This is a genomic window from Solibacillus palustris, from assembly GCF_022549215.1.
In the GTDB taxonomy this organism is placed as follows: domain Bacteria; phylum Bacillota; class Bacilli; order Bacillales_A; family Planococcaceae; genus Solibacillus; species Solibacillus daqui.
The window spans coordinates 199,345-213,409 of sequence record NZ_JAKZFC010000003.1; the positions used below are offsets into that span (position 1 = coordinate 199,345).

Consider the following 14,065-nt stretch of genomic DNA (forward strand, 5'->3'; position numbering starts at 1 on the left):
GAAATTATTTATTGTCGTTAATGAAGTCGATTAACGCTTCTTTTGGCATGAAGCCAGCTGTTTTTGCTTTTAGCTCGCCATCAACGAATAATAATAATGATGGGATAGACATGATTTGGTACTCAGCAGCAGTACCTTGGTTGTTATCTACATCCACCTTAACGATTTTAACATCGCTACCGATTTCTGCATCTAATTCTTCAAGAACTGGAGCGATCATTTTACATGGACCACACCATGCAGCCCAAAAGTCTACTAAAACTACACCATTTGAAATTTCTTGTGCGAAAGTTTGATCTGTACCGTGTACAATTGCCATTTTAAAATAGCCTCCTTAATTACAATATGCTAGTAGTATAGCATGATTTGGCAATGAGAAAATAATAAAATGCTCGCGGAAATTGGATTTGCGGTGAAATCTTGGAAACAGGCAGATGCATTAACATACATTCGAAAAATACTTAAGAGTTAAATTATAAGTGCTCTTCTTCCTAGTGAATAGTTAAGATGGCACTCGTGGATTCTGATTATCGAGGCAAAAATACGCGGCTTTTCTTCTTCCAAAAATTAGAGTAAGCTATAGACAGAGAACATAAAGGAGGTAGTTACATTGATTACAATAAATAAAGAACGTGTCCTTCAAATCGCAACGGACTTACTTCAACTGCATAGTCCTACTGGATACTGTCATGAAATTATGGATACAATTGAACAGTTCGTTCATCAAACAGGTTATCAATTTGAGCGTACATTGAAAGGCGGGGGGATCATTTCTATTCCCGGAGCTAATGAGGGCAAGGTTATCGGACTTTCTGCGCATGTTGATACATTGGGCGCCATGGTACGTTCGATTACTGGTCACGGTACATTAAAGTTTACGCTTCTAGGTGGTCCGCTCGTTCCAACTTGGGATGGCGAATATGTTTTTATTCGTACGAGAGATGGCAGAACGTATAGCGGTACAATTTTAAGTACTAGCCCGGCAGTTCACGTATTTGAAGACAGCAAATCGAAAAAACGTGAACCGCAGTTTATGGAAGTGCGTCTCGATGAAAAGGTGAAAACGAAGGAAGATGTATTGAAGCTAGGCATCGGTGTCGGTGACTTTATTTTTATTGATCCGAAAACGACTGTAACAGAAAGTGGCTTTTTAAAATCTCGTTTCATTGATGACAAAGGAAGTGTTGCGTGCTTATTAGCGCTCCTTGAAATTATGAAACAGGAATCAATTGTACCGGCATATCCGGTAAAAATTGTGATTTCCAACTATGAAGAAGTTGGTCATGGTTCATCGTATATCCCTGCTGATATTACCGAATACATTTCTGTTGATATGGGCTGTATCGGTGATGATTTAAGCTGTACAGAATATGATGTTTCCATTTGTGCTAAAGATTCAACTGGTCCGTATGATTATGAATTGACATCAACTTTTATCGAATTAGCTCAAGAAAATAATCTGCAATACGCAGTTGATATTTATCCTATGTACGGGTCAGATACAAGCGCAGCACTGAGAGGCGGCAATAACATCAAAGGTGCCCTAATTGGACCTGGTGTTCACGCTTCACACGGAATGGAACGTACACATTATGAAGCATTAGAAAACACGATTAAATTGATTTATTTATACATTACTAAGAGTTAATAAGGACTATCTCCGGGCAACACCAAAAAAGCTTCCCCAATTAAATTGAGGAAGCTCTTTTTTATGCGTTTACTTTTAATGCTTTGAATTCCTCGATTAGAAGTGGGATAACTTCGAATAGGTCCCCTACGATACCATAGTCAGCAACTTTAAAGATATTTGCTTCTGGGTCCTTGTTAATTGCTACAATTACTTTAGAGTTCGACATACCCGCTAAGTGTTGAATTGCTCCAGAAATACCAGCCGCGATGTAAAGGTCAGGTGTTACAACTTTACCAGTTTGGCCAATTTGTAATGAGTAATCACAGTATTCTGCGTCACATGCACCACGAGAGGCACCAACTGCACCACCTAGTAAGTTAGCAAGCTCTTTTAATGGTTCGAAACCTTCCTCCGATTTCACGCCACGGCCACCCGCAACAACTACTTTCGCTTCAGAAAGATCTACACCTTCAGTAGACTTACGGACAACTTCTTTAATAACTGTGCGTAAGTTTGTAATGTCTACTGTAACAGCAGATACATCACCTGAGCGACCTGCATTTTTTTCTAAAGGCGCGATGTTATTTGGACGAATTGTTGCAAAAATAACGCCGTCTTTAATTTTTACTTTTTCAAATGCTTTACCAGAGTATATTGGACGGATGAATACTGTGTCATCACCAGCACCTTCGATTTCTGTAACATCTGAAACTAAACCAGATTGTAAGCGAGACGCGATTTTTGGAGATAAGTCTTTACCTAAAGAAGTATGACCAAATACGATTGCTTCTGGTTTTTCTTTTTCAACTACAGCTAAAATTGCTTGGCTGTAACCATCAGATGTATAGTTTTTTAAGTGTGGGTGCTCTACAGTAACGACACGGCTTGCACCATATGCGATAAGCTCATTTGCTAAATCTGCTACAGCATCCCCTACTAATAATCCTACTATTTCACCACCGTCAGCGATTTTTGAACCTGCTGCGATTGCTTCGAATGAAACGTTACGTAAGCTCCCTTCACGAACCTCACCTAACACTAAAACTTTCTTTGACATGAATATCCCTCCATTACCATCTTCGTAAAACTTCGATTTATTTCGTATCTAATGAATGATTAGACAACTTTTGCTTCGTTGTGTAATAAGCTTACTAATTCTTTTACCTGTGCAGAAAGATCACCAGATAATACGCGACCAGCTGCTTTTTGTGGTGGTAAATAAATTTCTATTGTTTCTACTTTTACTTCAACATCATCTTCATCGATATCTAAATCATCTAGCTCAAGTTCTTCAAGTGGCTTTTTCTTTGCCTTCATAATCCCTGGTAAAGATGGGTAGCGTGGCTCGTTTAACCCTTGTTGAGCTGTTACTAATAATGGTAAAGATGTTTCTAACACTTCAGAGTCACCTTCGATATCACGAACAATTTTCACATTAGTGCCTTCAATTTCAAGACTCGTAATTGTTGTTACATAGTTAATGCCTAATAGGTCTGCTAAACGTGGACCAACTTGACCAGAACCACCATCGATTGCAACGTTACCTGCTAAAATTAAATCTGCTTCTTTGTCTTTTAAATATTCCGCTAAAATATAAGCTGAAGAATATTGATCTAACTCATCTAAATCATCTTCTGTATTAATTAACACTGCTTCATCAGCACCCATTGCTAATGCTGTACGTAATTGCTTTTCAGCATCTTCGCCACCGATTGTTACAACCGTTACTTTACCGCCTAGTGCATCACGCTTTTGAATTGCTTCTTCAATTGCATACTCATCATATGGGTTAATGATGAACTCAGCACCATCTTCTTGAATTTTACCGCCTGAAACGACGATTTTTTCTTCTGTGTCAAAAGTACGTTTTACTAATACATAAATATTCATAATCTAGACCTCCTAAAAGCTTTTTAATTTAATCCGTATAAACGGCTTATTTACCTGTAAATACTGGTTCACGTTTTTCGATAAATGCTTGAATGCCTTCTTTTGCGTCGGATGATACGAATACTTCACCAAAGCTTTTTGCCTCTGCAGCAACGCCATCATAAAATGAAGGTGTTTTCGAGAATTGCAACATTTGAATCGCTACTTTTAATGCAATTGGTGATTTTTTTGCAATTTTTTTCGCAATCGCAAGCGTCTCTGGTAATAAATTTTCATCAGAAAATGCTCGGTTTGCCAATCCCCATTCTACAGCTTCAACACCTGAAATTGGATCGCTTGTAAACATCATCTCCGCCGCTTTAGCAACCCCTACATAGCGTGGTAAACGCTGTGTACCTGCAAAACCTGGAATTAGACCTAATGATAGTTCAGGTAAGCCAAGCTTGGCATTTTCAGTTACGAAACGCATATGGCATCCCATCGCAAGTTCTAAACCTCCACCTAAAGCCGCCCCATGAATAGCCGCGATAACAGGCTTTGAAAAGTTTTCAAGTCGCTCGAATACGTCTTGTCCGTTTTTCGCTAAAGCGGTGAACTCTTCACCTGACTGTACGCTTGTAAATTCTTTTATGTCAGCCCCTGCAGAGAAAAATCGTCCCTCTCCATGAATGACAACTACTCGCACCGATTCATCATTTTCTACAAAGTCCAATAATCCATTTACATCTTGGATTAAGCCTTGTGAAAGCGCATTTGCAGGCGGTCTAGAAATTGTAGCGATTGCTACGTTATCTTCTACTTTCCAACTTAGAAACTCCATTTCCCCACATCCCCTTTTTATGCTTTTAATGCATTTATTAATAATTGCTGAATTTTTGGAGCTTGTTCCATTAAGTCATAGCGGTATTCATTCATTACCCATGATGTCGTAATTTCGTCAATCGTACCGAATACCATTTGACGAGCAACACGAACATCCATCGTTTGATTAAACTCTCCATTAAGCATGCCTTCGATTAAAATTTGATCTAATAAAATTAAATATTCTTTAAGAATAGCGTTAATTTTCAATCTAATCTCTTTATTCGACTGCCTTAACTCTAATTGAGTTACGGTTGCTAAATGGCGATCACTCGATAAAACATGGAAATGGTTTTCAATCATTTTGCCTAACTTTTCTGAAGACGTTTCTCCACTTTTTATTATAGCCTGTAAATTCTCTACGAAAATACCCATTTTTTCTTGAAATACAGAAATTAATATATCTTCTTTATTTTTAAAATATAAATAGATTGTTCCGTCAGCTACGCCAGCCTGTTTTGCAATTTTAGATACTTGTGCTTGATGATAGCCATTTTCCGCTATTGCAATGACTGCAGCATCTACTATTTGCATATACTTGGGTTTATTTCGTTTCAAGTTGCTCACCACCAAAAAAAAATGAAAACATGAATGACTATTCATTCATGTTTTCATCTTATAATTTGTTAAACTTTCTGTCAATAGCTCAATCTGGATTATTTTGCTTCTTGCTCCATCATTTTTTGTTTTTCTTCATCTACTAATTTACGACGTAAAATTTTTCCTACAGCTGTTTTTGGTAACTCAGTACGGAATTCATAGTAGCGTGGTACTTTGTATGCTGCTAAATTGCTACGGCAAAATTCATTTAATTCTTTATCGGTCACTTTTTTGCCTTCTTTTAATACGATATAGGCTTTTACTGTTTCACCACGGTAAGGGTCTGGAATACCTGCAACAACGCATTCTTGAATGGCATCATGCTCGTATAAAACCTCTTCTACTTCTCGCGGATAAATATTAAAGCCACCTGCAATAATCATATCTTTTTTACGGTCTACTACGTAGAAATAACCTTTTTCATCCATATAGCCTAAATCACCTGTTAAGAACCAGCCATCATTAAACGTCATAGCCGTATCTTCTGGACGATTCCAGTAACCTTTCATTACTTGCGGTCCTTTTATCGCGATTTCCCCTATTTCACCTGGTGGTAATACTTCCGATTCGCCAGAACGAAGAACAGCAGCATCTGTATTTGGCCAAGGCAAGCCGATTGAACCATTAATTCGATTGTCCCAAATTGGATTAGCATGAGTTACCGGTGACGTTTCAGTTAATCCATACCCCTCAACAATTCGACCACCTGTTAATGCTTCAAACTTTTCTTGTACTTCAAGCGGTAATGGCGCAGAACCACTTAAACATGCTTTGATAGAAGAAAGATCATATTTTGATAAATCAGGATGATTTAATAGTCCAATATACATTGTTGGTGCACCTGGGAATAATGTTGGCTTTTGTTTGTCGATTGTTTTTAATGCTTGCTCCACATCAAATTTAGGCAGTAACACCATTTTACCTTGTTGCATTATTGTAAGAACTAACACGGTAGTCATTCCATAAACATGGAAGAACGGTAAAATACCTAAAATTATTTCTTCCCCTTTATTACATTTATACATCCATGCATCACACATCATCGTGTTAGCAATTAAGTTTTTATGCGTTAACATTACACCTTTTGGGAACCCTGTTGTACCACCCGTATATTGTAACAACGCTAAATCATTTTCAAAATCAAAATCTACGGAAATTTCAGTAGCAGTTGCTGATTTCATAATTTCTGTGAACAAGTGATTCATACCGCTATGTTCAACTTTTACACTGAATCCGTATTGTTTTTTCTGAATGAATGGATATACCAAATTTTTAGGGAACGGTAAATAATCTTTTATACCTGTAACGATAACGTTCTCAATTTTCGTTTCATTTAATATTTTCATCGTACGGGGATACAAAATGTCCATCACTAAAATCACTTTCGCACCACAATCAGACATCTGATATTGTAGCTCACGCTCAGTGTATAACGGATTTGTTTGAACGACAATACCACCGGCATACAAAATGCCATAATAAGCGATAACTGATTGAGGACAGTTCGGCAACATAATTGCGACACGATCGCCCTTCTCCACCCCTAGAGAACGTAAATAATTCGCAAACTTTAATGCCGATTGATATAACTCTTTGTTTGTCAGCTCCCTACCCATGAAGTGAACCGCTACTTTATCCGGGACCTCATTGTAAGCATCGGTCAAAAATTGTTGCACAGGAATTTGAGGAAGATCTATCGTATGCGGGATTTCCTCAGGGTAACTCGCTAGCCAAACCTTTTCTGTCATAAAACTTCTCCCCTTTTCTAAAAGCTTTATTTGTTACCAACAGTATAATTAAAAAAGGAAATTCTTTCAAACTATTTAGTTAAAATTTTACTTTATTTTCTCGTTATTTCAAGTATTCTCTCGTTTAATATTATGTTTCTCATAATAATCTCATACATTAAAAACGAAAAATCCCCTGAATCTTTTTTGAAATATATTTTTGTAGGAAAATATATTTTTCTACAAATGTTTAAATTTATTCCTCAAAATAAAAAAGCAAACAAACCATTACTAGTTTGTCTGCTTCTTCATTTAAATCGTAGCCAAATAATATATTCCTACTGCGAGGAATAGTACACATACAACAATTAAAATTTTAGATAAAGTTTCCATCGACCTTCTCCTTGGAAAAACACATTTCTCGCCGAATAACGTGAAATGCACTATTTTCTTATGTGGATTTCAACTAAAAATCACTCTTTCTATTCCACTAAGATATACTTGCACCGATGACAAAGGATAATCCTACTGAAATCGTAAATGATATAAACCCGACAGAACGATTGTCTGCAGCGATTTCTTCATCTACATTGAATTTTGGTGTTAAAAATTCAAACAGTAAATAAGCAAAAATCAATAATATAAACCCGAAAAGTCCCCAACCTAACATCTCCACAAATGATGGATGTTGCTGGATTGAGTATCTGAAAATATTACAAATGCCGACAATCTTACCACCTGTCGCTAATGCAACGGCAACATTCCCTTTTTTTATTTCTTCCCAGTTTTTATATTTCGTCACGATTTCAAAGATAATCATTGCCACAAATAAACATAGCACTACTACACTAAAATAGCCGGCCGTTTCAACGAGAGGTTGGCGCCAAAAGCTTGAACCTAGCAATCCATTGTACCCCCTTAACAAATTTTGTACTTACTCTTAATATGAGCTAATTTTGCAAAAGGAGCAACTATTATTTTAGTTCAACGACCGTCACACCAAAGCCACCCTCACCTGCTTCACCATATCGATAGGATTTGATACGCTTATGATTTTTCAAAAAGCTTTGAATTCCTTGGCGTAATGCCCCTGTTCCTTTACCGTGAATAATTGATACACGTGGATAGTTCGCCAGTAAGGCATCATCTAAATATTTTTCCGTGCGAATGAGTGCATCTTCATAGCGCTCTCCACGTAAATCTAATTCTAGTTTCACATGTGAATTACGATTTTTAACATTCATATTCGGACGTGTTACTTGTTCTTTCTCTGGCTTAATATATTCTAAATCGCTATCAGGAAGTTTCATTTTTAAAATACCAATTTGAACAACCCACTCATCACTTGATTTATCAAGAATTGTTCCTTTTTGCCCATAACTTAATACTTTGACCTCATCGCCGATTTGTAGATTTTGTTTACGTTCTCGTGCAGCGACTGCTTTTTGAAGGACTTTATTTTCTTTTGGTGATGCTTCGTCTAAACGTTTTTTCGCATCGATAAATTCGTGTTCCTTAACGTTTGCTGCTGCGAGTTTTTTCATTTCGCGTAATTCAGCAATGACATTTTCAGCTTCACGTTTTGCTTCATCCACAATTTTACGCGCTTTTTCTTTTGCCTTTTTCTCTAGGCTTTCTTTCTTATCATCATATATGCGAAGACGTTCTTCAAGCTCCGCGCGAATTTGTGCGGCATCCTCTAGTAATGCATGCGCCTCATCCGCCTCGCGCTCTGAACGTAAACGGCTTTCTTCAAGCGAAGCAATCATCGATTCCACTTCATGACGGTCTGTGCCTGTAAATGATTTCGCACGGTCAATAATCGTGTTTGTTAACCCTAAACGCTTCGAAATTTCAAAGGCATTTGAACGACCCGGTACACCAATTAATAAACGATACGTTGGACTAAGTGTTTCAATATCAAACTCCACGCTGGCATTCACTACAAGTGGACGATTATAGCCGTATGCTTTTAGCTCAGGATAGTGTGTCGTTGCCATAACGCGTGCCCCACGATCTACCACTTCATCTAAAATTGAAATTGCTAATGCCGCACCTTCTTGTGGGTCTGTACCCGCACCAAGTTCATCAAACAGTACAAGTGATTTGTCATCAAACTTACTTAAAATGTCAACAATGTTCACCATATGAGAGGAGAACGTAGATAATGATTGCTCGATGGATTGCTCATCACCAATGTCCGCAAAAATTTGCTCAAACACCGCTAGCTCTGAGCCGTCTAAAGCAGGCACTGGTAAGCCAGACTGAGCCATTATTGTACAAAGACCAACTGTTTTTAATGTTACCGTTTTACCACCTGTATTTGGACCAGTAATAACAATCGCTGTAACATCGCGCCCAAATTCGATTGTGTTTGCTACTGCTTCTTCAATCGGTAATAGTGGATGTCGAGCACGAACTAAGCGTGTATAGCCTTCCTGATTCATTTTTGGCATCGTACATTTATTTGCTTGGCCGTACTTACCTTTTGCTAAAATCACATCGATTTCCCCAAGCAATTGCACTAACACGAATATATCATGACCTACTTCTGCTACTTTTGATGTTAGCTCTAATAATATACGCTCTATTTCCGCTTTTTCTTTTACTTTTAAACGCTGGACTTCATTGTTTGCTTGAATTACTGATTCTGGCTCGATGAATAATGTTTGACCGGAAGCGGATTGGTCATGCACAATGCCACCATAATGTGAACGGTATTCTTGTTTTACTGGAATAACAAAACGATCGTTACGAATCGTAATAATGGTATCTGATAGCATTTTTGTCGCATTTGAACCGCGCGTTAAGCTTTCTAGCTTTTGACGTACCTTTGATTCCTCTGAACGTAATGACTGACGAATTGAACGTAGTACTGCACTCGCAGAATCAAGCACCGCTCCGTTATCATCAATACAGTCATTAATTTCCTGCTGTAATGTCGTAAGTACTGGCATCTGCTCTTTTCGCTCGATAAAATGAGGGATTTCAATATCCTTTTCTGTCTCAATATCTTCAATAAAATTACGTAAAATGCGGCTCGCACGAATCGTACTTGCAATTTCCATTAATTCCATTGGGCTCAGCATTCCCCCAATTTGTGAACGACGTGCATGCGGTCGCACATCAAAAATACCGCCTAACGGAACATTGCCCTTCACACGTAAAATAGCTAAGCCTTCATCCATTTCTGCTAATAATTCAACAACCGTTTCAAAATCGGTTTCAGGCACTAATTCATCAATTGCCTGCTTTCCGATTGAGTTCGTACAAAATGCCGCGACTTGTTCACGGACTTTATCAAATTCTAATGTTTTCAACGCTCGCTGTTCGATCATGAAAAACACCTCCTGCTACAATTATTTATTTTTCGTAATAAAGGCTTCAAATTGCTCTTTTGACCATGTATTAACGATTAATTCTTTCTTTAACCATGCTTTTTGCGCATATTTAACACCAATTTCCATGAAGCGTAATTGATCAATCGCATGGGCATCGGTATTAATAGCGATTGGTACATTATGCTCCATTGCTAACTGTAAATGCTCAATACATAAATCTAAACGGTATGGGTTAGCATTCAGCTCTAAAATTTTCCCATGCTGTGCAGCCCATTCAATTAAAAGTGGAACATCTGGTTCATAGCCACCGCGCTCGCCAACAATTCGCCCCGTTGGATGTGCAATCATATGCACGTATGGATGTTCGACTGCTGTTTTTAAACGTGCCATAATTTTGTCCTGTGATTGCGTGAAGCTTGAATGAATCGACGCAATGACAAAATCTAGTTCCTTTAGTACTTCATCGTCAAAATCAAGTGTGCCATCTGGTAAAATATCCATTTCTGTGCCGTGATATAAGCAAAAATCAGGGTTTGTCTCATTAAAGGCATAAATATCTAGCTTTTGTTGCTGTAAACGTTCTGGCGTTAAACCGTTCGCCACTTTTAAATATTGCGAATGGTCGGTAATTACCGCATGCGTATAGCCTTTTGCAATTAATGCTTGCCCCATCTCACTTACTGAATGTGCACCATCTGACCATGTTGTATGCATATGTAAGTCCGATACAATGTCCTCAAGATTCACTAAATGATCCAGCTCATCTAAACGGTCTAGCTCTTTACCACTTTCACGCACAGTTGGCGGAATGAACGGTAAATCAAAATGTGCGAAAAACTGCTCTTCGGTTTCAAATGTCACAATCGAGCCGTCCTCTTGCTCGACACCATATTCACTAATTTTTTTGCCCATTGACTTGGCCAGCTGGCGCATACGTACATTGTGATCTTTTGAGCCAGTGAAATGGTGTAGCGCTGTCGCATATTCCTCACTTTTTACTAAACGGAAATCAACACTCACAGGCTCATCACGGTCTAAAATTACCGACACTTTTGTATCCCCTGCAGCAATTGTTTCTAAAATCACAAGACGTGTTAAAATAGCTTCACGTACAATTTCATAATCACTCGTTGCAACTATAAAATCGATATCCTTACTCGTCTCTGCTACACGTCGAAAACTACCAGCTACAGAGAACTTTTCCACTTCAGGCAAGCTTGCAAGTAGTTCATTGATTTCTAATACAGCTGGCTCTAGTTGCCAAATCGGTAAACGTTCTTTGCGTGAACCGAAAGTTTCAAGTTCTTTTAAAATTTTCTCCTCGGTTTTTGCCGCAAAGCCTGCTAATTCACGAACTCTCCCTGCTTCACATGCTGCTTTTAACGAATCTGTATCGACTATGTTTAATTCTTGGTATAATTTCGCTAGCTTTTTTCCACCTAGGCCAGGTAATTTCATTAAAGGAATCAACCCTTTTGGTACCATTTTTTCAAGCTCTTTTAATGTTGATGATACGCCCGTTTCCATTAGCTCTAAAATAACCGCAGCTGTTCCTTTTCCAATGCCTTTTATTGCTGTAATATCATCTATTTCACTTAAACTACGTTCATCAGCCTCAAGTGCAGCAGCAGCCTTTCGAAATGCCGATACTTTAAATGGGTTTTCTGCTTGTAATTCCATATATAACGCGATTTTTTCTAATGTGCGGATAATGATTTTTTTATTCATCATAATTCCCCTCTCTAAAGAAAGCTCCCCCCGAAAATCGAGAGAAGCTTTCACATGATTTTCAAATTCATTACTCCTGATTAATTATGCCTTGGCGTAATTGTGTCCAGATTTTTTTCGAGATTACTTGAAAAACTCCTCTAAAAAATCTATGACCTCCGCCGGGGGCATTAACTTGTTTCAGCCGGGGTTTAAACCCCCACTGAATTAAGGAATTCTTTGCATTCAACACCCACTTATAGAAGTGGAGGACTTTTACTGAAGCAAGTTAAAAGTTAATTTTTGTGAATATACCACCAATTTTGGAACATGCTTGTGATGACTGGCGTGTGTTCAAGAATTAGCCCTGTTAGGAACGAGCTATCAATAATCAACTGGACCGATTCTACAGGTAGTAGTGCAATGACGTATAACCCGATAAATAAAATAATGTACGCTTCGATAAAGCATAATACTGCGCCTAATAAGTAGTTTAACGAATTTAACACAGGTAAATACGTTAAAAAGTCAAACATCGAGCCTAAAATTTGTAACGCAATTTTCACAACAAAGAAAATAAGTGCAAACGCAAATACGCGGTAAAACGTACGATCGACATCTAATGAATCTAGCACTAATGTCATCGTAGAACCTTCTGTAAAGCCTGGATATGGAATCCACAGCACAAACTTATCGGCAAGTGGTTTATAGTAAATTATCGCAACTACAAGCGCTACTAAAAAGCTACCGATATTGATTAATTGGACAACAAGACCACGCTTGGCACCAATGATTAAACTAAATATAAAGACCGCAAGAATAAATAAATCTAACATATATGTCAACCCTTCAACTGTTTCAATTGTTCTTCTAATTTTTCATATTGTTCTTTTAATATTAAATAGTCGTTAACAGAATTTACAGCCGTTAATACAGCTAGCTTCGAACTATCTAATGACGGATTTAACCCATTAATTTCACGCATTTTGTCATCGACGATTGAAGCGACTAATCTCATGTGGCCAGTTGACTCTGTTCCTACCATTTTATATGTATGTCCATAGATTTCTACGGATATGCGATTCTTTTCTTGCTCAGCCAAAATAACCCCTCCAAAAAAGAATAGATAAACAGTTATCAACAACACTAGCTGGATTGTTCGCATGTCATATACGTCTGATTCCTGTTCTATATCAATTACGCCATTTTCATATTGTACATCATATCATTTCCAATTTGATTATCGCAACCGAATGCCTATATTGTATATCGGAATCTGCAAAACAATATGTTATTTTCACATTTTTTCATTTCGGGCTATACTTATTTTAACTCACGCTTTCGAAAGGACCTATTATGACAAACATTGTATTACAACTAACTACTGACATTCAGCAACAAATTAAAACACATTACCAATCTTCATTGATCGAACGCCATGCTCCTGGGGTTATTTTTGCCGCAAAATTATCTGATACCGCAATTACTGCGTATAAATCTGGGAAAGTGATGTTTCAGGGAGCAGGCGCTGAACGTGAAGCGGCACGTTGGTCTAGTATTGCCGCACCCGCTACGACAAAAACAACGTCTACAAAAGGTGACAAGCTTCCAACCAATTTTGCTACCTTATCCGTCATTGGCTCTGATGAAACAGGTACTGGAGATTATTTCGGACCTGTAACGGTAGCTGCCGTTTATGTGTCAGCTGAAAATATCGCTCTTGTACAAGAGATCGGTGTTAAAGATTCGAAGCAATTAACCGATGATTATATGCGTCAAATTGCACCGGATTTAATGAAGGTTTGCCCTCATAGCATTTTAACGCTACGCAATGACAAATATAATGAAATTCAGGCACGTGGCTATTCACAGGGCAAAATTAAAGCACTTCTTCACAACCAAGCGTTAAAACATGTATTAACGAAAATTGAGCCTGAAAAACCAAACTATATTTTAATCGACCAATTTGCTGAGCGCGGCATTTATTACAACCACATTAAAAATGAAAAGAATATTATTCGTGAAAATGTCTTATTTTCTACGAAGGCCGAAAATTTACATGTCGCAGTAGCTACTGCCTCGATATTAGCCCGCTATGCTTTTTTAAAAGAAATGGACCGTTTAGCGGAAATGGTTGGTTTTCCATTACAAAAAGGAGCAAGTGGCAAAGTTGATGTAATGGCAGCAAAAATTTGGCTGAAACATGGCGAAGAAGTGTTAAAATCAATGACAAAATGGCATTTTGCTAATACCGAAAAAGCACGTAAATTACTACAAAAAAAGAAGGGATGAGGCGCTAATCGTGCACT

The 14,065-nt window shown here is 37.9% G+C and carries 13 protein-coding genes; 2 read left to right on the plus strand and 11 right to left on the minus strand.

Translation table 11 applies throughout. The features are described 5' to 3' along the window. Positions 1–4 precede the first annotated feature (4 nt). Positions 5–319, minus strand: a complete 315-nt coding sequence (gene trxA / locus LZ480_RS10415) for a thioredoxin (protein ID WP_241369365.1) — start codon at positions 317–319, stop codon at positions 5–7. Positions 320–610: 291 nt separating this feature from the next. Here trxA and LZ480_RS10420 point away from each other — a divergent pair, with 291 nt between their 5' ends. Then, entirely contained in the window at positions 611–1,648 is a 1,038-nt protein-coding gene (locus tag LZ480_RS10420) for a M42 family metallopeptidase (protein WP_241369366.1), read from the plus strand. A gap of 61 nt (positions 1,649–1,709) precedes the next feature. On the opposite strand, the gene LZ480_RS10425 is transcribed toward LZ480_RS10420, so the two are convergent. The 10 genes from LZ480_RS10425 to zapA all read right to left on the minus strand — a co-directional run bounded on the left by LZ480_RS10425 (position 1,710) and on the right by zapA (position 12,858). Further along, positions 1,710–2,687 (minus strand): electron transfer flavoprotein subunit alpha/FixB family protein, encoded by a 978-nt coding sequence (locus tag LZ480_RS10425; protein WP_241369367.1) that lies wholly within the window; start codon positions 2,685–2,687, stop codon positions 1,710–1,712. Between the two features lie 59 nt (positions 2,688–2,746). Next, entirely contained in the window at positions 2,747–3,520 is a 774-nt protein-coding gene (locus tag LZ480_RS10430; protein ID WP_241369368.1) for an electron transfer flavoprotein subunit beta/FixA family protein, read from the minus strand. 46 nt (positions 3,521–3,566) lie between these two features. Beyond that, positions 3,567–4,340 carry an enoyl-CoA hydratase gene (locus LZ480_RS10435; RefSeq protein ID WP_241369369.1) on the minus strand — a complete coding sequence of 258 codons (774 nt, stop codon included), beginning with the start codon at positions 4,338–4,340 and terminating at the stop codon, positions 3,567–3,569. 17 nt (positions 4,341–4,357) lie between these two features. Next, positions 4,358–4,939 (minus strand): TetR/AcrR family transcriptional regulator, encoded by a 582-nt coding sequence (locus tag LZ480_RS10440; RefSeq protein ID WP_241369370.1) that lies wholly within the window; start codon positions 4,937–4,939, stop codon positions 4,358–4,360. A 98-nt stretch (positions 4,940–5,037) separates the two neighbouring features. Continuing rightward, positions 5,038–6,729, minus strand: coding sequence for a long-chain-fatty-acid--CoA ligase (locus LZ480_RS10445; protein ID WP_241369371.1), 1,692 nt, complete (start codon positions 6,727–6,729; stop codon positions 5,038–5,040). A 469-nt stretch (positions 6,730–7,198) separates the two neighbouring features. Further along, positions 7,199–7,612: a DUF350 domain-containing protein gene (locus LZ480_RS10450; RefSeq protein WP_241369372.1), complete on the minus strand. Its 414-nt coding sequence runs from the start codon at positions 7,610–7,612 to the stop codon at positions 7,199–7,201. A 70-nt stretch (positions 7,613–7,682) separates the two neighbouring features. Beyond that, on the minus strand, positions 7,683–10,046 hold the full coding sequence (locus tag LZ480_RS10455) for an endonuclease MutS2 (protein WP_241369373.1): 2,364 nt from the start codon (positions 10,044–10,046) through the stop codon (positions 7,683–7,685). Positions 10,047–10,067: 21 nt separating this feature from the next. Then, the gene (gene polX, locus LZ480_RS10460) at positions 10,068–11,777 is read right to left on the minus strand and encodes a DNA polymerase/3'-5' exonuclease PolX (protein ID WP_241369374.1); all 1,710 of its coding nucleotides are present in this window, start codon (positions 11,775–11,777) and stop codon (positions 10,068–10,070) included. A gap of 275 nt (positions 11,778–12,052) precedes the next feature. Beyond that, positions 12,053–12,592 carry a CvpA family protein gene (locus tag LZ480_RS10465; RefSeq protein WP_241369375.1) on the minus strand — a complete coding sequence of 180 codons (540 nt, stop codon included), beginning with the start codon at positions 12,590–12,592 and terminating at the stop codon, positions 12,053–12,055. A gap of 5 nt (positions 12,593–12,597) precedes the next feature. Beyond that, positions 12,598–12,858 carry a cell division protein ZapA gene (gene zapA, locus LZ480_RS10470; protein WP_241369376.1) on the minus strand — a complete coding sequence of 87 codons (261 nt, stop codon included), beginning with the start codon at positions 12,856–12,858 and terminating at the stop codon, positions 12,598–12,600. A gap of 254 nt (positions 12,859–13,112) precedes the next feature. Between zapA and rnhC the strand changes: the two genes are divergently transcribed. Then, positions 13,113–14,048: a ribonuclease HIII gene (rnhC, locus tag LZ480_RS10475; protein ID WP_241369377.1), complete on the plus strand. Its 936-nt coding sequence runs from the start codon at positions 13,113–13,115 to the stop codon at positions 14,046–14,048. Positions 14,049–14,065: the final 17 nt, after the last annotated feature.